Annotated in this window: 23 protein-coding genes; 4 read left to right on the forward strand and 19 right to left on the reverse strand. The window is 42.5% G+C overall.

What is annotated here, in order from left to right:
• Positions 1-37 precede the first annotated feature (37 nt).
• The 5 genes from ablB to NQ095_RS00350 form a co-directional block, all read right to left on the reverse strand.
• The gene (gene ablB, locus NQ095_RS00330) at positions 38-871 is read right to left on the reverse strand and encodes a putative beta-lysine N-acetyltransferase (protein WP_258261542.1); all 834 of its coding nucleotides are present in this window, start codon (positions 869-871) and stop codon (positions 38-40) included.
• A 222-nt stretch (positions 872-1,093) separates the two neighbouring features.
• Positions 1,094-2,359 carry a peptidase gene (locus NQ095_RS00335; protein ID WP_258261543.1) on the reverse strand — a complete coding sequence of 422 codons (1,266 nt, stop codon included), beginning with the start codon at positions 2,357-2,359 and terminating at the stop codon, positions 1,094-1,096.
• 14 nt (positions 2,360-2,373) lie between these two features.
• Positions 2,374-3,036 carry a 3-oxoacid CoA-transferase subunit B gene (locus tag NQ095_RS00340; protein WP_258261544.1) on the reverse strand — a complete coding sequence of 221 codons (663 nt, stop codon included), beginning with the start codon at positions 3,034-3,036 and terminating at the stop codon, positions 2,374-2,376.
• Positions 3,015-3,713: a CoA transferase subunit A gene (locus NQ095_RS00345; protein WP_258261545.1), complete on the reverse strand. Its 699-nt coding sequence runs from the start codon at positions 3,711-3,713 to the stop codon at positions 3,015-3,017. The genes NQ095_RS00340 and NQ095_RS00345 overlap by 22 nt, the downstream gene beginning before the upstream one ends.
• A complete protein-coding gene (locus NQ095_RS00350) occupies positions 3,714-5,021 on the reverse strand; it encodes an aspartate aminotransferase family protein (protein ID WP_258261835.1) in 1,308 nt (435 codons plus the stop codon). It abuts the gene before it with no gap.
• Positions 5,022-5,350: 329 nt separating this feature from the next.
• On the opposite strand from NQ095_RS00350, the gene NQ095_RS00355 reads away from it, so the two are divergent.
• Positions 5,351-7,141, forward strand: coding sequence for a methyl-accepting chemotaxis protein (locus NQ095_RS00355; RefSeq protein ID WP_258261546.1), 1,791 nt, complete (start codon positions 5,351-5,353; stop codon positions 7,139-7,141).
• A gap of 67 nt (positions 7,142-7,208) precedes the next feature.
• Here NQ095_RS00355 and NQ095_RS00360 read toward each other — a convergent pair whose 3' ends face one another.
• The 5 genes from NQ095_RS00360 to rsgA form a co-directional block, all read right to left on the reverse strand.
• The gene (locus NQ095_RS00360) at positions 7,209-7,355 is read right to left on the reverse strand and encodes a YjcZ family sporulation protein (RefSeq protein WP_258261547.1); all 147 of its coding nucleotides are present in this window, start codon (positions 7,353-7,355) and stop codon (positions 7,209-7,211) included.
• A gap of 207 nt (positions 7,356-7,562) precedes the next feature.
• Positions 7,563-8,063: a PTS sugar transporter subunit IIA gene (locus tag NQ095_RS00365; RefSeq protein ID WP_258261836.1), complete on the reverse strand. Its 501-nt coding sequence runs from the start codon at positions 8,061-8,063 to the stop codon at positions 7,563-7,565.
• A gap of 109 nt (positions 8,064-8,172) precedes the next feature.
• Positions 8,173-8,595 carry a peptide-methionine (R)-S-oxide reductase MsrB gene (msrB, locus tag NQ095_RS00370; RefSeq protein WP_258261548.1) on the reverse strand — a complete coding sequence of 141 codons (423 nt, stop codon included), beginning with the start codon at positions 8,593-8,595 and terminating at the stop codon, positions 8,173-8,175.
• Positions 8,588-9,133 (reverse strand): peptide-methionine (S)-S-oxide reductase MsrA, encoded by a 546-nt coding sequence (msrA, locus tag NQ095_RS00375; RefSeq protein ID WP_258261549.1) that lies wholly within the window; start codon positions 9,131-9,133, stop codon positions 8,588-8,590. The genes msrB and msrA overlap by 8 nt, the downstream gene beginning before the upstream one ends.
• Positions 9,134-9,285: 152 nt before the next feature.
• The gene (gene rsgA / locus NQ095_RS00380) at positions 9,286-10,311 is read right to left on the reverse strand and encodes a ribosome small subunit-dependent GTPase A (RefSeq protein WP_258261550.1); all 1,026 of its coding nucleotides are present in this window, start codon (positions 10,309-10,311) and stop codon (positions 9,286-9,288) included.
• Positions 10,312-10,637: 326 nt separating this feature from the next.
• On the opposite strand from rsgA, the gene NQ095_RS00385 reads away from it, so the two are divergent.
• Positions 10,638-11,378 (forward strand): DUF4397 domain-containing protein, encoded by a 741-nt coding sequence (locus NQ095_RS00385; protein ID WP_258261551.1) that lies wholly within the window; start codon positions 10,638-10,640, stop codon positions 11,376-11,378.
• Positions 11,379-11,440: 62 nt separating this feature from the next.
• On the opposite strand, the gene NQ095_RS00390 is transcribed toward NQ095_RS00385, so the two are convergent.
• From NQ095_RS00390 to NQ095_RS00400, 3 genes are all read right to left on the reverse strand, one after another.
• Entirely contained in the window at positions 11,441-12,028 is a 588-nt protein-coding gene (locus NQ095_RS00390; RefSeq protein ID WP_258261552.1) for a YpmS family protein, read from the reverse strand.
• A complete protein-coding gene (locus tag NQ095_RS00395; RefSeq protein WP_258261553.1) occupies positions 12,025-12,855 on the reverse strand; it encodes an SGNH/GDSL hydrolase family protein in 831 nt (276 codons plus the stop codon). The genes NQ095_RS00390 and NQ095_RS00395 overlap by 4 nt, the downstream gene beginning before the upstream one ends.
• Before the next feature lie 78 nt (positions 12,856-12,933).
• Entirely contained in the window at positions 12,934-13,923 is a 990-nt protein-coding gene (locus NQ095_RS00400; protein WP_258261554.1) for a nucleoside hydrolase, read from the reverse strand.
• A 219-nt stretch (positions 13,924-14,142) separates the two neighbouring features.
• On the opposite strand from NQ095_RS00400, the gene NQ095_RS00405 reads away from it, so the two are divergent.
• The gene (locus tag NQ095_RS00405; RefSeq protein WP_258261555.1) at positions 14,143-14,628 is read left to right on the forward strand and encodes a PCYCGC domain-containing protein; all 486 of its coding nucleotides are present in this window, start codon (positions 14,143-14,145) and stop codon (positions 14,626-14,628) included.
• A gap of 62 nt (positions 14,629-14,690) precedes the next feature.
• On the opposite strand, the gene NQ095_RS00410 is transcribed toward NQ095_RS00405, so the two are convergent.
• The 3 genes from NQ095_RS00410 to NQ095_RS00420 form a co-directional block, all read right to left on the reverse strand.
• Positions 14,691-15,533 carry a DegV family protein gene (locus NQ095_RS00410; RefSeq protein WP_258261556.1) on the reverse strand — a complete coding sequence of 281 codons (843 nt, stop codon included), beginning with the start codon at positions 15,531-15,533 and terminating at the stop codon, positions 14,691-14,693.
• 197 nt (positions 15,534-15,730) lie between these two features.
• Positions 15,731-15,982 carry a DUF2535 family protein gene (locus NQ095_RS00415; protein ID WP_060672414.1) on the reverse strand — a complete coding sequence of 84 codons (252 nt, stop codon included), beginning with the start codon at positions 15,980-15,982 and terminating at the stop codon, positions 15,731-15,733.
• Positions 15,983-16,074: 92 nt separating this feature from the next.
• Positions 16,075-16,737: an SOS response-associated peptidase gene (locus NQ095_RS00420; RefSeq protein ID WP_258261557.1), complete on the reverse strand. Its 663-nt coding sequence runs from the start codon at positions 16,735-16,737 to the stop codon at positions 16,075-16,077.
• 122 nt (positions 16,738-16,859) lie between these two features.
• Here NQ095_RS00420 and trhA point away from each other — a divergent pair, with 122 nt between their 5' ends.
• Complete coding sequence (trhA, locus tag NQ095_RS00425; RefSeq protein WP_258261558.1) at positions 16,860-17,558, forward strand: PAQR family membrane homeostasis protein TrhA; 699 nt, start codon at positions 16,860-16,862, stop codon at positions 17,556-17,558.
• A gap of 124 nt (positions 17,559-17,682) precedes the next feature.
• Here trhA and NQ095_RS00430 read toward each other — a convergent pair whose 3' ends face one another.
• From NQ095_RS00430 to NQ095_RS00440, 3 genes are read right to left on the reverse strand one after another with little or no spacing between them, the layout of a single operon-like run.
• Positions 17,683-18,171 (reverse strand): dihydrofolate reductase, encoded by a 489-nt coding sequence (locus tag NQ095_RS00430; protein WP_258261559.1) that lies wholly within the window; start codon positions 18,169-18,171, stop codon positions 17,683-17,685.
• A complete protein-coding gene (locus tag NQ095_RS00435) occupies positions 18,168-18,962 on the reverse strand; it encodes a thymidylate synthase (RefSeq protein ID WP_258261560.1) in 795 nt (264 codons plus the stop codon). The genes NQ095_RS00430 and NQ095_RS00435 overlap by 4 nt, the downstream gene beginning before the upstream one ends.
• Positions 18,963-18,984: 22 nt before the next feature.
• Positions 18,985-19,674, reverse strand: coding sequence for an anthrax toxin lethal factor-related metalloendopeptidase (locus tag NQ095_RS00440; protein WP_258261561.1), 690 nt, complete (start codon positions 19,672-19,674; stop codon positions 18,985-18,987).
• Between the last annotated feature and the right edge of the window lie 35 nt (positions 19,675-19,709).

Raw genomic sequence — 19,709 nt, forward strand, 5'->3', positions numbered from 1 at the left:
TCCAAAAAAGACTCTCTTACCGCAAATATGATTTCTTCTACCTCTCGCTTAAATCCTTTTCCCAAATGTTCATATCTTCCATTTTGTCAAAGATGATGCAGTTATTCGCGAGTCTCCCACCATACTTGTATCCAAGCTGATGGAATGCCGCATTCATCCCGAATGAAAGAGCCCTGGCAATCGTATAAGCGCAAAAAATATTCTGTCTCACCAATTCATCTTCCAATTTCCTTAGCAGATGTTTCATATACCCGCCTTTACGATGAGAAGATCTCGTAGCACAATCCGTTAGTTCAGCATTCTTATTGGAAAAAGATATTTCTGCCGAAGCGGCACTGATTATCCTTCCATCCTCCTCGATGTACACAAAGATTGTCCCATTTTTCATGGATTCTCTTATATAATCGGGATTTTGTAATGGTACAGGATAAAGCGTGAACACTTCTTGATACAGATCTGCTAATTTCTCTGCATGCTCCCTGTTGGCTACAGAAATTAACCCTGAACCTTCCATGGTTTGTTTATCAAGCTGTTGAACCGCTTGGAGAATGTCATCCTCTTTTCTCCAATAAGAACTATTCCTTCTATCATCCGTCAGAAATTTACTCATAAAGAAAGCCCTGTCTCCCCTAAAGTAACCGTTTACTCCCCCCTCCACAATGAACCCCTTTTCTACAAAGTGGGGAACCTGATTTGACTTTGCCTTCACAATGATCTTTTCGAACCGATGGCTTTCAGCCGTATCTTCCATGTATTCCAATAGACTTCCTGCGTTCCCCCTGAATTCATCCACCCGGAGTCTACGATTATAGTCATCTTTATAAATGGTTGCTTCCAGTTTTGGTTGTTGTATATATTCATATGTTTGCATTCTTTTAAGCCCCTTTTTAACAAACATATGAAGGCAGGAGATAAGATATGAAACAAACCACCATAAAAAGGGAACAACCTCATACGTGAATCAAGTGAGTTGTTCCTGTCTAAAGGTGATGAAAGGGATGATCATTTTTTTCGGGGAATGCCCTGGTCATGACCATCCTCTCTCGTCGCGTGGGTTTGCCTCTTATTACCTTCTGCCCCGTTTAGATAAAAATCATGAGGGTTTATTACACCAATCGACCATGAAGAGAGAAATAATTTCAGCCGACTGGTAAACCCTCTCTAATTCAATGTATTCATTTGCATCATGGGCCACTTCAGTTGTTCCCGGTCCAAAAATCACCACAGGCATATTGCCTCCTTGAGACAGGATCCCTCCATCCGTTCCCCAAGGTGAGGCTTCAATGATTGGATCTGACTTCATTACTTGTTTAGCATGCAGGGAAAGGGTGTGTATTAATTCATGGTCACTTGGTAGGTTGCCAGGCTGCCAGCGCCCGCCAAACCATTCCACCTCAACCGGGTGTTCATCAAACCATGAATCGATTGATTTCAGCTTGGAAATTTCGGTTGAAAATTCCAGTTCAACTTCCTCGAGGGTCTCCCATGGTCCTACCCCTATCCTTCCTTCTATGACAGCCATATCAGGAACGGAAGATGGCCATTTTCCACTTTCGATTCTTCCGATATTAACCGGTAATGGAATCGGAATATTTCTATATAAAGGATCATCCACCCTCTCATTACGTGCATTCTCCAATTGCTGTAGAACTTGAACGACCTTATACGCTTTCTCTATTGCATTTACCCCTTCATACCTGGTTCCCCCATGGGCAGATTTCCCCTTTACCTTTAGACGAAACCACATGGACCCTTGCTGTTTAGGGAATATCTTCATATTGGTCGGCTCAGGAATGATGACAGCATCCGCTTTATAGCCTCTAATTAAGGCGGCTAAGGTACCCGTCCCCCCGCTTTCCTCTTCAATAACACTCTGAAAGATGACATCCCCTTTTAAAGGAATATTCAACTCCTTTATCACTTCAATGGCGAGAAGCAAAGCAACCGAACCGCCCTTCATATCCGTTGCTCCCCGCCCGTAAAGCTTTCCGTCTTTGATGAGTCCGCTATAGGGATCATTGATCCAATCTTTTCGATCCCCTTCCGGTACAACATCAATATGCCCATTTAAGAGAAGGCTTTTTCCCCCGCCTCTGCCTTTCAATACCCCTACTACATTGGGATTACCTTTAAAGTTATTCCGGTCACACTTATAAAAAGGATGATGCTTTAAATCACTCTCGTTTATTTCCCAAATGTCTAGCTCTAAGCCGAGCTTTCTGCATTTTTCTATCATGATCGCCTGTGCCTTTGATTCGTTTCCCCTGACACTATCCTCTTGGACCAACCTTTGCAGAAGCTTGATCGTTCGTTTCTTTTTTCCTTCTATGATAGTTTTTATGAGGCGATGAGTGTCCATCTGAATTCCTCCCCCTATCCTATAAACTTGATATCAGGGCTTAAGATGTAGCGGGCTTCTGTCGTCTCCTCTATATCCTTCAATGTATAAGGATGGAATATTTCACGCAGGATTAGTTGATCATCTTCAATTGAGAATACTGCTCGGTCGGTGATGATCATCGAAACACAGCGGCCCGCCGTTAATGGAAGGGTACATTCCCTCACGATTTTGCTTCCGCCGTTCTTGTCTAAGTGGGTCATAAGTACTATGACTTTCTTTGCTTTAGAGGCAAGTTCGGTTGCTCCTCCCATCCCCGGGACCTTTATGCCCGGGATGATCCAATTGGCAAGATCACCTGTTTCACTGACCTGCAAGGATCCAAGTATCGTTAAATCGATTTTCCCCCGGCGGATCATGGCGAAAGCGATGGAGCTATCTGTATAACATCCCCCACCCATCAACGAAACCGGGAACCCTCCGGCATTACACAAATTTTCATCTTCATTGCCTTCCACTGGTGCAGGACCGATACCAATGATTCCATTTTCAGATTGAAATATGACCGGAAATCCTTTAGGAAGATGATTTGGAACGAGGGAAGGAATCCCGATCCCCAAATTGACAATCATATTTTCTTTCACCTCATGCGCTGCCCGTTTTGCCATCTTTCCCTTCAATTCGTTTCCCAGGCCCATTTCCAATCTACTCCTTTAGACATGACAATATGATCCACAAATACCCCAGAAGTGACAATTTCCTCGGGGTCCAGCTCTCCGTAAGCGACCACTTCCTCCGTTTCGACGATCGTAATATCCGAGGCCATCGCGACAAGGGGATTCGTGTTCCTTGCGCTCTTGTCATAGACGAGATTTCCGAATGTATCGGCTTTTTTTGCAAAGACTATACCCACTTCAGCAACCAATGCCGTCTCGAATACAAAGCGATCACCTTTTACTTCAACGAAAGTCTTTCCTTTGTTCAAATATGGGTCACCCACCCCTATGTCGCTTATGATTCCTTTTAATCCCACTCCGCCTGCCCTGATTCTTTCAGCTAAAATACCTTGCGGAGAGAATTCAACTTCAAGCTCCCCTTCACTCATTAACCTTCCTGCAATCGGATTAGAGCCTATATGTGAAGCAATCACTTTCCGCACTCGATTCTCTGCGACCAATTGACCGATGCCGATGTGGGGGAAACCTGTGTCGTTTCCGATGATGGTAAGATCTTTCACACCCCATTTCAGAAGATGGTTTATCATGGTAGGCGGTGAGCCAACCCCTCCAAACCCACCAAACATCAACGTCATTTCATCATGAAAATAGGGGCGGATTTCACCATAATGCCTCATTTTGTTGTGATGTGTTGACATCTAAGTCACCTTCCAATTCTCTGCTGCCATTTGAAAAGTCCTTCTCAACCTTTTAACAATCTCCTCGAGCTCTCTTTTCGTACTGTTCAATGGTGGTGCAACCATTATGGCAGAGCCCTTCCTACCATCTATTCCAGCTGACGCAGGGTATAATAATATTCCGTTTTCCACTCCATTCTGAACGATGAAAGACGTAAATCCTGTTCCGCGTTCATCAAATTCAATCCCCCACATGAGGCCCCTTCCCCTGATGTCCTGAATAAAGGAAAATTCCGTTCTGCATTTTTCCAGGAGATTCTTTAAATAGGTCCCTTTCTGATCGACCCCTTCAATGATTCTTTCTGAATCTATCAGCTTAAGAACGGCCAATGCAGCAGTCGCAGACATGGGATTCCCACTGAAGGTATGACCGCTCATGATTACTTTACTTCCATGTACGATCGGTTCCATGATCTTCTCTGAAATGAGGGTTGCAGCGATCGGGGCATATCCGGCACTCAGGCCCTTGCCAACTGCGACGATATCTGCCTTAACCCCCCATTGTTCTAACGCTAAGAAGGTTCCCGTCCTTCCGCATCCGGTCATCACCTCGTCGGAAATGAACAAAATGTCATGGGCTTCACAGATTTCCTTAATCCGTCCGTAATATCCCTTGGGAGGGGTGATTGCTCCCCCTGCCGCTCCAATGATTGGTTCTGCGATAAACGCAGCTATGTTTGCAGCTCCTATTCTGCTTATCATGGTATCCAGTTGGGACGCACATGCCAACCCGCATGAAGGGTAAGTCTTCCCAAATGGACAGTGTGCACAATAAGGCGGTTCAATGGTTGGCCAGTCCCCTAAAAACGAATCAAACCGTTCCCTTCTTGATGGATGACCTGAAGCTGATAAGGCACCAAAGGTGATTCCGTGATAACTGAGCCACCGTGATAATATTTTCCTCTTCAACGGCTTCCCTTTCTCCTGCCAATGTTGAATGGCGATCTTAATGGCTGTTTCCACTGCCTCTGAGCCACTATTTACAAAGAACGTCCAGGGATAACCTGTTTTCTCATTCAAAAAGGAGGCTAACTCCTCTGCCGGCTGATTGCTGAACTGTGATCGATACACAAACGCCACTTTGTTTCCTTGATTCACGATGGATTGAAGAATTTCTTCCATACCATGTCCCAAATTTGCCGTCACCGCTCCAGAACAGGCATCTACATATTCATGGCCATCGGTGTCATACAAATAAACACCCTTTCCATAATCAATCGTTGGATATTGCTCCCCAATCAACGGTTTTATTAAATGCGAATGAGGCATTGTTCCCCCTCCTGAAAGAATCAGATTCGTACTCTCTTTCGATTCGCTCATCTGGATGCTCATCAAGATTTCCCATACATTATTCATATGTGTGAAAAGCCGAATCTTTCATTTTTTATTAAAAAATCATCTTATCTTTGGATTTCCTCTGAAAACAGGCAACGATAGAAAGAGAGTTTACTTTTTTCTCTGATTGAAATATACTAAAATTCTCAAAAATTCGACAAAATTTCTCCGAATGGACTAGATATATTAGGTCGATATGTATAAAATAATGGTAAGTTCATCCTTTGATGCTACTTTTTGCTTATCTTCAGGAGGGGGAAACGGTGAAAAAGATTAGAGAAAAAAAACTAAAAGCGCCAAAAAGAAAGAAAGTAAAAACAGAAAGTTCTAAGAAGACCTTTGGTATGTTCTCTTATTTTCGTACAATAAGAGGAAAAGTCGTCCTGTCATTCGGTCTTTTGACCATTGTCCTGTTGGTCCTTGCGTCTACTTCTTACTTCAATATGATGAAGCTCAAGAAAGAGATCGACACATTGATCACATACGATATGAAAGTCGATACCAAATTAAAGGATCTTTCAAAAGTCTTAAATGATATCGAAATCGGGGAGCAAGGCTTTGTTATTACAGGTGCGACAGGCTTTCTGGCACCCTATCAAAATGGAAAAAAAGAAGTGGAAGGTCAAATCAAAGACTTAAATTCGCTCTTGAAAGATGACCCCGAGCAGATTGAAAAGATGGGGAAAATTGAAGCCCAATACGGATTCTGGATGCAATTTGTCGATCGGGTGATCGAGACCAGGAAAGATAAGGGTCTCGAAAAAGCTGCAAACCTCGTCGAAACAGGAGTGGGTAAAAAATATCTGGACGGCATTCGTTCATATGTAGATATGATCATCGTGGACCAGCAAAAAGACCTGGATGATCGTATCGACTCACTGACCCGACAAGTTCAGCTATCGCAAATCGTCACCATCGGCTTATCGGCATTCGCGGTTCTGTTAGCGGTATTCTTTGGAATCATTTTATCTCATACGATTAAAACCAATACAAAGAAAATCAGTACATCTATTTTAGAGATCGCCAATGCAGGTGGAGATTTAACGAAACGAATCCATGTAAAATCAAAAGATGAGTTAGCTGACCTGGCCTCTGATACGAATCAGCTTATCGCAGGGATTGCCATCCTTGTAAAGCAGGTTTCTGAGATGGCAGAAAACGTATCGGCAAGCAGCCAGGAACTTCTCGCATCTGCAGAGGAAACATCGCGCACGATTACGTCCATTGCGGAAACATCGAGTGAAATTGCAGCTGGAAGTGACCAGACGACACATCGAATGTCCTCTTCTTTAGAAAAAATGAACAGCCTGGAGGAGGCAGCACGCTTCTTATTCAACCAGGCAGAACTTGTAAGACAAACCGCCCGGGATATGAGGGCCGTTGCTGAAAAAGGTGGTAAAACCGTCCACGCCTCTTCAACTAAAATGATGAGCATTGAAGAAACCATGTCCAATACTAGTGAAACCGTCGAAGCCTTGGGGCAACGTTCAACGCAAATCACCACTATTATTGGCACTATCACTGACATTGCCGAACAAACCAACCTTCTCGCACTGAATGCTGCCATCGAAGCAGCCAGGGCCGGGGAACACGGCAGGGGATTTGCAGTCGTAGCAGATGAAGTCAGAAAGCTCGCTGAACAATCCCGACAGGCTGCCAAGGGGGTAACGGAGATTGTCCACAGCATTCAGGAAGAAGTCAATATCATCATAAAGCAAAATTCTGATGGGGTGAAGGAAGTTATTGCAGGTGTTGAAATCACCAATGAAACCAATGCATCCCTTGAAGATATCCTGAGTCAAACGACGAAAACAACGGTTGTCGTGGATGAAATGGTCGACTATATTCAAAATACACTGAATCTCAGTCAAGAGGTGGCCACTTCATTTGCCCAAGTAAATGAAATTGCAGAAACGACCGCTTCCAACACCGAAACCACTGCCGCTGCGTCAGAGGAAGGATCTGCTGCCATGGAACAAGTCACGGCAAGTGCATCCGAACTTTCACAGCAAGCTGAAAAACTGAAAGAGTTAATTTCGAGCTTTAAAATATAATCCAAAAAGAGCTGGCTTAGGGACAGCTCTTTTTTTCATCATTATTTTCAAATATCACAGAAACGGATTAATGTCCGCAGTAACAAACGGCTCCAATAATAATCAACAGGATGAATAATACAACGATCAACGCAAAACCATTCCCGCCACAACCGGCAGCCGGATAAGCATACCCGCCTTGATAACACGGATCACAACCATATCCATAGTTCATACCTATCACTCCTCAATAATTTATTTATTTACCTTATACTCTATGTCATTCACCTAGAAAGTGTTTGTGCATTCGCCCATTTTATTTGAAGGTACCTTTTTACGCATTGAATTTGAGGGAGTGTAAGTGAAATTGCAGGGTGAATTTTACATCTTCTCTAACACAATAAAAAAAGACCGGCATCTTCGCCGGTCTTTCCTCTCTTCATTACTTAGAAGAGATCTCCAACACTTCTTCCTGTCCTGCTGTCACGGTTGTCACGTCTTTTTTCACAAGATCACCCATGTCGTCGCCGTTTGTGATGATGATGGGTGTAATGGTGCTTTTCGCTTTTTCTTTTACAAGTTCCAGGTCATACGTTATCAGTGGATCTCCAATACTCACTTTTGAACCTTCTGAAATATGTGCCTCAAACCCTTCACCGTTCATTGAAACCGTTTCAAGTCCGATATGAATCAGGATTTCAGCACCGTTTTTCGCTTTGATACCAACTGCGTGTTTTGTCGGGAAAAGCTGCATGACTTCACCGTCTACAGGTGAAACGACTTTCCCTATTGTCGGATCGATGGCAATTCCATCCCCCATCATTTTTTGTGAAAATACAGGGTCCGGCACTTCTTCAAGTGACTTTACGGCTCCTGTTAAAGGTGCTACAGCATTGACCGTTTTAGGAGCTTCTTCTTTTTTACCAAAAAGCTTTTTAAGCATCAACATTCACCTTCCTCTTCATATTTTTATATACACATATGTAACTCAACGTAAACATGAAAAATCTATTTTAGCACATATGTGAATTTTTTCACAGCAATTCAATAGATTAGAATAATTTCTTGTATGCTCCATAGCCTTCATCTTCCAATTTCTCGACGGGGACAAATCTGAGTGCTGCCGAATTGATACAATACCGGAGTTTCGTCGGACCGGGTCCATCGTTGAACACGTGACCCAGATGAGAATCGGCTTCCTTGCTTCTTACTTCTGTCCGCACCATAAAGTGACTTCTATCTTCCTTTTCAGAAACTTCCTCAACATCGATCGGTTTGGTGAAACTTGGCCATCCGCAACCGGCATCATACTTGTCCTTCGAGCTGAAAAGTGGTTTCCCCGAGACGACATCGACGTAGATGCCCTCTTCAAACGTATTCCAATACTCATTTCTAAACGGCGGCTCCGTTCCATTGTTTTGAGTGACATCATATTGCTCGGGTGTCAGCTTTTTCTTTAAATCATCTTTACTCATTCTTATCCCTCCAATGATTTTCAATAAATGCAACTCTTCCAGATCCCCTGCTGTATCGTTGATAATGACCCGGGTTTTTTTTGTAATAATCCTGATGGTATTCTTCTGCAGGATAAAATTCCTTGGCAGGTAAAATCTCTGTGGCGATGGGCTTAGAGAAGATCCCTGACTGCCCCAGCCTTTCCTTCGATTTCTCGGCGAGCATTTTCTGCTCTTCATCATGGTAAAAAATGACCGTCTTATACGAATGGCCCCTGTCAAAAAACTGACCGCCGGGATCCGTTGGGTCGATTTGCTGCCAGTACAGCTCCAATAACTTCTCGTAAGAAAAAACTCCCGGATCATATTCGATTTGAACGGCCTCATAATGACCCGTCGTTTCTGAACATACTTCTTTATAAGATGGATTTGGAACGTGTCCCCCTGTGTATCCGGAGGTCACACTGCCAATTCCGGGCTCTTCATCAAAAGGTTTTACCATGCACCAGAAACACCCTCCGGCAAACGTGGCCTTTTGATACGTTGCAGCTTCTGACATTCTCATCATCCTTTCCATAACATTCTCTTACACTATTCCCTTTGTATGCGATTTTAACGCATTACTGTTAAAAAGGGAAAGCAATTAGCTTGAATCGATCCTCACCATGACTAAAAAAAGAGCGCCCACCAAAGGGTCACTCTTTTCATCATTTATTTAAGCTTTCTCTGCTTACCAATATTTTTCCACTTCTTTCGCTCCAAAGATTCTAACCGCTTATTTCCCCGTCTTTCCATATACGCGATTTCCCTTTGCAGTTTCTGATAGTGTTCGAGCCTCTCCTCTGAAAGGCTTCCTTCTTCAATGGCCATACGAATCCCGCAGCCTGGTTCTTCCTCATGTTGGCAGTCATTGAATCGGCAGTGAAGGGCTAATTCCTCAATGTCATTATATTGTGTGGACAATCCTTCCTGCCCCTGCCATAATTGAATTTCTCTCATCCCGGGTGTATCAATGATCGCAGCACCATTTTCTAACATGAACAGTTCCCGATGAGTCGTTGTATGACGGCCCTTATCATCGGATTCCCTTATTTCCTTTGTCTTCTGGACGTCATATCCTACAAGCAGATTGGTCAGTGTGGATTTTCCCACTCCTGAAGAACCAACGAGGGCGACGGTTTGCCCTTTAGCTAAATAAGGAATCAGGTCCTCTATCCCTTCCCGACTGATGGCACTTATGGTAACGACTTTCACACCAAGCAAAGTATTCTCCACTTCTCTTTTCTTTTCTTCTATATCGGAACACGTATCCGATTTTGTGAGGACGATGACAGGGTTTGCACCGCTTTCCCAGCATAGAAGTAAATAGCGCTCCATCCGCTTGCTATTGAGATCGTCATTTAATGAAGATAGGATGAAGACAGTATTGATATTTGTAGCAATGATTTGTTCTTCTGCTTCATTTCCTGCTTTTTTCCTCGAGAATTTACTAGTCCGTGGCAGTACCTTTTCAATGACCGCCCCTTCCTTGCTTAGAAGTACCCAGTCACCTACGGCGGGTAGATCTTCGCGCTGAACGGTGTCAAACCTGAGTTTCCCTGAAATTTTGCTTAACACTTCCCCTGTTCTTGTCATGACCATAAAGGCACCCCTTTGTTCGGTCACAACCCTTCCCAATATAAAGCCTTCTTCTGTCAGGTGGTTCATCATTTCAAAAACTGTTTCTTTAGTATTCAACTTGTTTCCTCCCAAAATAAAAAATCCGTTGCGTGGTTCGACACGTCAACGGATTTTTCACGATAGAAGAAATGAATAAATCAAAGAATCCCGTTTAAAGTGAGTTGACGTGCAGAACCGATATAATACGTATTTACATTAGCCTTTTGCTCAATTAATGATAGGTTCATATGACATCACCCACTTTCTCAATTAGTACTTTCATTATCCAATATTTTCATCCGGATTGCAAGCTATATTTCTGATTTTTATAAAAATAGGTATTTTCACCATTTTTTCTCACCGGCATATTCTATTGTGTTAATACTGTTAAGGGAGAGATACGGATGAGCCAACATGATTATCTGACGAAAGCTGCAATGTATGACTTGTTATCCGGGTATTATAAATATTCTGATCCGTCCATGCACGTTCATTACTACCAGAAACATCTTAAATATATGAGGCTTGCCATGCAGGCGCAACGAGCTGACATGACAACCTCTACTCAGCCTTCGTACGTCCGTGTGTTACATGCCGTCCCCGATGCACCGAATGTAGATGTATACGTAAACGGAAAGCGGGTATTACGGAATGTAGCCTTTAAAGACGTAAGCGATTATTTAACATTGCCAGCCGGTAAATATCATATTGATGTATATCCTGCAGGTACAAGTGTGACAACAGTCATTAGTAAAAAAGTAAAAATCGATCCAGGAAAAATTTACACTCTTGCAGCTGTCGGAACACTTAATAAAATGCAATTACTTCCTTATTTAGATGATCCAACAGTACCAAATGGAGAAACAAAGGTAAAGTTCATTCATCTTTCCCCTGATGCCCCAGCTGTTGATATAGCTGTAAAAGGCGGGGATGTCATATTCCCGGATATATCCTTTAAACAAGCGAGCGATTATCTTGGGTTGACTCCCATGACCGTCAATCTAGAGGCAAGGGTCGCCGGAAGTGAAAACAGTGTACTGAGTGTTCCGAAGGTAAAGCTGAGCCCGAATCAGGCATACACGATCGTTGCAGTCGGATTAGCCAATGGAACCCCGGAACTGGAAGCTCTCCTGTTGAAAGGATAAAATCCCAGCATAAAAGGTTACAACACAAAAAAAGGTGACTCCAGCAGGAAGCCACCTTTTTCTTATTGTGCACGGTCGACAGGGACGAGAAGTCTGAATGAAATATTATCCTCTTTCAAATCAAATTCGTTTGCCCGTACTTTCACATCACTCTTCAGTTTCATATCTTGCAGTGAGACATAAATCAATTCATCATTGGGTTGAATCTTTACCCAGTCCGGGAAATTATAAGAATCTCTGATCACTTTCAATACATAGTTGACCGGAAGATTCAGTGAACCTACTGAAATGGATTTTTGTTTTAACAGAATATCCCCATTATCCAACGCCTTCGGTTCGAAACTCAATTTAAAGTCCAGATCTGAAGTAAATACAGGGACGGACCCCAGTAGTTCAACATCATCCTTGAGCTGAACATCGTAATCCACCGGCCCTTTCATCCCTTCTTCTTCAATATAATGTTCAATGATAAGATTTAAGTCTTTCTTGTTGGTCTCTACATTAAATCCTACTTGTTGATCTGTATTTTTATTGTCGTCGGGCAGGGCATCGTCCTTTACAGGCATAAAGATCATGGACACAATGATGACGAATCCCAGAATGATCATACCTAAAAGGACAAAGAAGCCTACCTTCCATTTGTTCTTCATGACGGCTGCTCCTCTTCCTCAACAGAATCTTTTCTATCTGTCAATGTAGCTAATGTTTCCCCTTTTGCAAGATCCGTAAACATTCGGTCTGCGATCAATTTATACCCTTCATCATTCGGATGAAAGTAGTCTTCATACAACAAAGTATCTCCTGCATCGATAAATAAGTCCTCGATTTTCACGAATAACGTCTTATCATAACCCGTCAGTACCTGTATGCTTGCTTCATTCCAATTATGAATCACTTGATTTACTTCATCAATATCAGAGAACCAAGTATTAAAAGGATTATATAGGCCGACCAGGACAATGCCTGCATCGGGGTTATAACTTCTGATCGTTTCAATGATCTCTTTTAACCGGAGTTGATATTGTCGTTTCTCCTCCTGGAATACCTCTAACTTCAAGTGTGACAAATTTTCACGAAAAATTTTCATAACATCGTTTCCGCCGATGGTGATCATCACTAAATCAGACTCTTCAATGGAAGATTTCACATCTTCCTTCTTCAGTCTTTTCAATAATTGATCGGTACGGTTCCCCCTGACTCCGTAGTTATGAAACTGGGCATCCTTTACACCATCCAATGATTCGAGGCTCTTTTCCAAATAAGGAACATACCCACCCTTTTTCGTACTGTCACCGACACCTTGAGTCAATGAATCTCCTATTGAAACCACCTTCAAGTTCTTCGGTATAAATGTTTCATTGGGACTTTCTTTATCCCAGTTGGATACTTCCCTTGTAATGTGATCAGCAGCATCTTCTAGCGAACACCCTGTCAGGAAAAAAACAAAAGCGAGCATGAGAATGGACATTTTTTTCATATGTGTCACCTCGCTTATTCTTATAATTATTATATCACGGTTCTTAGGCTATAAAACATAATTACACTCATCAATCTGTCATCCCCATTCCTTACGGCTCGGTCCTGATTGCAATGTGGAAAACACTTCCTTAATAAATTGTCCGTAATGGAATTGTTTTGCGATTTTATGGATTCTCCATGGTTCTTTATCCGTTGACTTCCTGAAATCACCGATACTTTGGCCAAACGTACAGCCCGTATTGACAGCAACCCGTATCGGGACTTCCTCGAATACCATTTTCCCACCATCCGCAAGTGCCCACATAGCCACTAAATCATGGAGGGGGCTTCCTGTAATATCTGGATAGGTCTTCTTATAAAACCCGTAATAATAATCAACCATTGGTTTAATGATCTGACCAACCTTATCATTTGATTTCAGATAAAATTCATGGAGTTGATCGATCATGAGGGGGGTTATGAGTGCATACATTGTAACATCCAATGGAATGAGGTGAATTTTCTTCGGGGCAAGCTGAATCAGGATATTCGCAGCATAAGGATCTCCATAGAAATTGGCTTCAGCCGTCGGAGTAACATTTCCAGGAACATTGAATGCCCCTCCCATCACATAAAATTCTTTCACTTTCTTCATCGTTTCTGGGTATAAAATAAAGGCAGTGGCCAATGAGGTTAACCGTCCAGCACTAAAAATATAAAGTTCCCCTGAATATTGATTAATGAGTTCCTTGATTTGATAGAAATTTTCACTTATGTCCGAAGGGTTGAATTCACTTTCATCAGGTATGATCGGCCCGAGTCCAGCCACACCATGGACTTCCGGATAGAACTTCGGCCGGTTACCCGTCAAGGCAGAGACCGCACCACCAATAACCGGGATATCTGTAATCCCCGTTATGTTTTGCAGGTATTTTACATTTTTCAATGCAGATTCCCTGGAAACATTCCCATAGTCAGAAACAATCCCAACGACTTCAATCGTATCGCTATAGTAAGCATACAGCACTGCGACGATATCATCGATTCCAAAATCCGAAATCACCAATACCTTTTTTTTATCCGACAAGCACATACACTTCCCTTCATCGAACATCCTCTATATTAAGGAGGAAATGCTGTAGTTCCCAATTCAATTTTGAGCCTTTCTTGCCTATTTTATTTCTATGATATGTTGGATGTAGTTATGAGGTGGCAATAATATTCATAAAATAAGCCATAACAGGGACGAACCCATTATAATGAACATGGTACAATACGGATAAACCTAAAATGAAAGGTGATTGGAATGAAGAAAAATATCTTTTTGTATTTCACATGTTTGATTGGTTTATTAGGGTTCCTTGCCGGCTGCTCCAGTGATCAGAATGAAGATTCGCACAAGGATCATACTGCGGCTAACGGGGACATTAGGGAAGAAACCGCTTCTGTCGAGACCCTTCCCTCTTTTCTTGACAATAAGGATGACAATATGAAACTCATCTATTCCTCCGCAGCTAAAAACCCTGAGCTTCTAAAATATATTCCTTGTTATTGCGGATGCGGGGATTCAGCAGGGCACGAGAGCAACCTGAATTGCTTTGTTTATAAAACGGAAGGGGACAAAGTGGTGTGGGACGACCACGGTACCCGATGTGAGCTTTGCTTGAAAATCGCTGCTGAATCCATCGTAAAATATAAGAATGGCGATTCCATCAAACAAATCAGAACCTATATAGACGAACAATATAAAGAAGGATACGCAAAACCCACCCCTACTCCGATGCCTTCATGATAAAGGGCAGATTTTCATCCAGAAAAAAGACGAAAGGATTGATTCCCCTTCGTCTTTTTTCATTAGTCCGTATAATACATGAAACCGATGGCCCCGATACCTGTATGTGTGCTGATGATAGGTGTTGTCGGAACGATATCGATTTGATCGTATCCTGTTTTCTCTATGATCTTGGCTTTCAGGTTTTGAGCCAGATTCATTCCATCCGCATGGACGAGTCCAACTCCCCGTATGGTCTTTCCTTTCACGTCATCTACAAATTGTGTCGTTAAGTACTTCACTACCTGTGAATGACTTCGGACTTTTGCAACGGGAGTATACTCAGCCCCTTCAAGTGATGCGATCGGCTTAATATTGAGCAGGGAACCGATCATGGCACGCCCTTTACCGATCCTCCCACCTTTCACCAGATTTTCAAGGGTGTCCACCACGACAAACAATTTGGTCTTGGATCGGATCTCCTCGATGGCCGCAAGGATTTCTTCCATGGACTTTCCTTCTTCAGCAAGCTTTGCCGCTTCAATCACCTGGAAAGCCAGTCCTTTTGAAATAAATCGTGAATCTACAACTGTTACATCTGCTGAAGACATATCTGCAGCAGACTCTGCCGATCGAACGGTCCCACTCATATTACCGGTCATATGTATGGATAAAACGCGTGATCCATCGATACCTAATTCATCATACAGTTCAACAAATGACCCTGCAGGGGGTTGAGAACTTTTTGGCAATTCTTTCGAAGCCTTCATTTTTTCTAAGAAGCTTAACGGTGAAAGATCCACTCTATCTAAGTATGTTTCTCCATCAATTGAAATGGACAGAGGAACCACATGAATATTCAATTCTTTTACGACTTCATCAGATAAATCAACTGTCGAATCTGTTACAATCTTAATTTTGGTCAATTTTGCCACATCCTATCTCCCATATCATAAGTATTATATCGTTAATCGCTGAGGATTTAAATAGATAGTAAGCATTTAACTCAATGGCCTGTATCGACGAATAAATGCCATGATATACCCCGAAACAGAATGGAAGTCATACAAAAAGGTCTGACCCTCAGCAATCTCTATGCCTGAGGATCAGAACCAAGTAAAACTTATGCATTATTCTTTAACTCTTCTGATTGATAAATTTCTTCGTACTCTGACCATTTCGTCGTTCTCTTTAAATGTTCTCTAAAGCTGAAGATTGTCTTAGGCTCATTATGATTCATCACTTTAGTAATAAATTGATGCAGCCTAAGATTAACCCTCAGGTAGAGAGGGCTGTCTTTCTTCAATACAGGAACTTCTGAGATTTTGACCTTCCGTCCATACTTAGATTTGAACTCGATGGTTTTTGTCAGCAAAGTATCAATCCTCTTTTTCGCCCGTTTATTCTTCTATTATACCCTATTTATAACCGCATAAAATGTCTAATCATGCGAAAGTGCCAAAATTTTTATACTCCTGTTGAAACCGGGACTAAACATTCTGCAGTATCATGTTTGGGAGAGTTCACGACACTGGATACCTGGTACCCTTTCATCCATTCATCAGGGAGTGGCTTTAAAACGGAAGCAGCCTGATCAAAGGAGTATTCCTCTGTATTGAGCCATTTCTCGATGTCCTCGCTGTTTGTGAGCATCACTGGCATTCTTTCATGAACATCTGCCACCAGGGAATTCGCTTTGGTAGTCAGAATGGTCGAGGTGGTGACCTCTCCATTCCTGTCCCATAACCCTGCAAATACGAAAGGCTTTTCTTCATTCAATTGGAACCTTACTGGAATCTTCCCTGATTCACCCTTCTTCCATTCATAAAAACCATCGGCAAAGATCACCATCCGTCTTGAATGCACGAGGGATTTAAAACTGGGTTTATCCAGGAGCGTTTCACTACGGGCATTGATCAATGGCTTCCACTTTGTGGGGTTAGCCCAGTGGGGAACAAGTCCCCAGGTGATTTCACCCGCTCTCCGCTTCCCCTTGTGAGAAATAAGGGAAAGGATATTCTGAGATGGAGCGATATTGTATCTCGGCTGCCAATCTTCAAGGTATTCATCAATCAAATAGTGTTTTACCAATTCTTCTAAAGGGGTCGTCAAAGAAAATCTTCCGCACATATTTGCCACCTCATCATCATTTCTTTACTTAGGAATATACATCATTCCACACTCGAATCCAACCGTTACACTTTACTCCTTTACTATGTTGATGATTGCACAATAGCTTAAAGAGGATTATCATGAATATATGCGAATCGTTAAGCGATCAATCAGATGATCGCAGAAAGGATGAAACCACTTTGACCTATGATTTCGATTTTTCCAATTGGAAAGAAGAAGTTGCGAACGCCATCACCCATGGGATCGGATTGATCCTCAGCATCCCGGCATTAGTGATGTTAATCATTTTTGCGGTTCATGAAGGATCTGCCTGGCACATTGTCAGCTTCTCGATATACGGAGCTTCCATGATTCTTCTTTACTTATTTTCGACACTCTTGCACAGCTTTAAGCCCTCTAAGGTTAAAAATCTATTTGCGATCTTGGATCATTCAGCCATTTATGTCCTGATCGCTGGAACGTATACGCCATTTATGCTTGTCAGTGTGAGAGGTGCATTGGGATGGACTTTATTTGGGATTGTGTGGGGACTTGCCATAGTGGGGATTGTGTTCAAGTGTTATTTTGTTCAACGCTATCAGGTGGTATCCACCCTATTCTATCTTGTGATGGGCTGGCTCGTGATCATTGCGATTAAACCATTATACGCGAGTTTGACGGGGGCGGGATTCGGGCTTCTCTTCACAGGAGGAATCATGTACTCAGTCGGTGCCATCTTCTATGTGTGGAATAAACTTCCTTATAATCACGCCATCTGGCACCTGTTCGTCCTGGCCGGCAGCGGCTTTATGTATTTCTGTATCTTGTTCTATGTGTAAATATGTCATTCAAATGTGTAAAAGGTCCAGCGCTAACGGCTGGACCTTTTTTATTATGATGATTTCCACATCTTTGCCGCAAAGAAGGTGAAGCCGATTATGATCTAGGCTCCACCATGTATCCTTATTTTTTTCTTTCATAGATCCTGAATTCATAGTCGTAAGGGTTCTTCTCGTCCTTGACACCCTTTTCCGAGGAGATACAGGTGAATTTTTCCCATGGAATTGAAGGCATGGTCGTGTCCCCTTCAAATTCATGATGGATTTCAGTGACATAGAGTCTCTCTACATGGGGAATGAACTGTTTGTATATTTCTCTGCCACCCATGATAAAGATTTCTCCATCTCTTTCTTCTGACCATCTCACAACTTCGTCAACAGAATGTAGTACGAGGCAGTCTTCCCGCTCGAAATGTGTGTTTCTTGTCAAAATGACATTCTCACGATTTGGAAGGGGCTTACCGATGGAATCGAATGTCTTTCTCCCCATTACGATTGCATGTCCGTTCGTCGTCTTTTTGAAGAATTTCAGATCCTCAGGCAGTCTCCAAGGCAGTCCATTATCTTTCCCGATCAGCTGATTCTGATCCATTGCCCATATAAATGATATCATACGCTTACGACCCCTTTGATGTGAGGGTGAGGATCGTATCCTTCTAGTTTGAAGTCTTCGAAGCTGAAACCGAAGATGTCCTTCACTTCAGGATTGATCGATAGCGTCGGCAGTGGTTTCGGATCCCTTGATAGTTGTAACTTTACTTGATCAAGGTGATTTTGATAGATATGCACGTCGCCGAATGTATGAACAAACTCCCCTGCCTCTAAATCGCAAGCCTGAGCCACCATCATCGTTAATAGAGCATACGAAGCAATATTAAAGGGCACCCCAAGGAAAACATCCGCTGAGCGTTGATACAATTGACAAGACAACTTCCCGTCAGAAACATAGAATTGGAACAGGCAATGACAAGGAGGCAAAGCCATGTGATCCACATCAGCTACATTCCAAGCGCTCACGATCATTCGTCTTGAATCTGGATTATTCTTGATCGTGTCGATAAGGTTCGAGATCTGGTCGATGGTTTCACCATTTGCACCGGACCATGATCGCCATTGATGCCCGTATACAGGTCCCAATTCACCGTTTTCATCAGCCCACTCATTCCAGATGCGTACACCGTTCTCCTGAAGATAAGCTACATTCGTATCTCCTTTTAAGAACCATAGGAGTTCATGAATGATCGATTTCACATGCAGTTTTTTCGTTGTAACGAGAGGAAATCCTTCCTGTAAATCAAAACGCATCTGATAACCGAACGTACTGATCGTACCCGTTCCCGTCCGGTCCTCTTTCTTTGTACCATTTTCCAGTACATGTTTGCACAAGTCTAAATACTGCTTCACCTTGACCACACCTTCTATAAGTTTATAGTTCTTTGAAAAATCGATATGTTGCGGGTGCCTTTTGCTTAAGTAGATTCCTAGTTTCGGGATTCAAATAGTACATAGCAAATGTTTCAGCAAAATATTCTTCTTTATATTGAAGGTAATACTCTTCATCCGGGAAAACCCGTGGTGCTTCCCTTTTCCACAGGGGTAAGAATTTCAGCTCATAATACAGATCCGTCAAGACGTACCGATCAATGCTGTGGGCGAACTCATGTAGTTCCAGATTGTATGAGTTGTGCCCTTTCCCTTTCCCACTATGACCGATCTTTACTAATACAAGTTTGGAACCACCTATTCCAGGGACATCATCCCACGTAATACTTTTATTAGTGTACCCTCTCGGGGTGACTCCTTTCAAGTGACTTGTCGTAGAAAAATCGGTTAATTTATTTTGGAATAATCGAATTTTGATATCATGCGATTCGGCGGACTCCAACAATGATGTCGGAATATGATCCAGTCTTTTGATCATTTCACCTGCCTCTTCTTGATCAAACGTTGATTCTGGTAAGAGGATCATATTTTCCAGCTGCTTACTGGATTGAAGGTTTACATGCGTTTTAAGGGGCGATTGTTTTAAGAGGATACCATCGTAATTAGCATTTGTGTGGGTCCAGAGAATCACAAGAGTTACTGTAATCAGAAGGATGATGAAAGTTCGTCTCACTTTAATCCCCCCTTTTCTTATGATGCACCTATGAT

Origin of the sequence: Rossellomorea sp. SC111, from assembly GCF_024733565.1 — a bacterium.
Lineage (GTDB): Bacteria > Bacillota > Bacilli > Bacillales > Bacillaceae_B > Rossellomorea.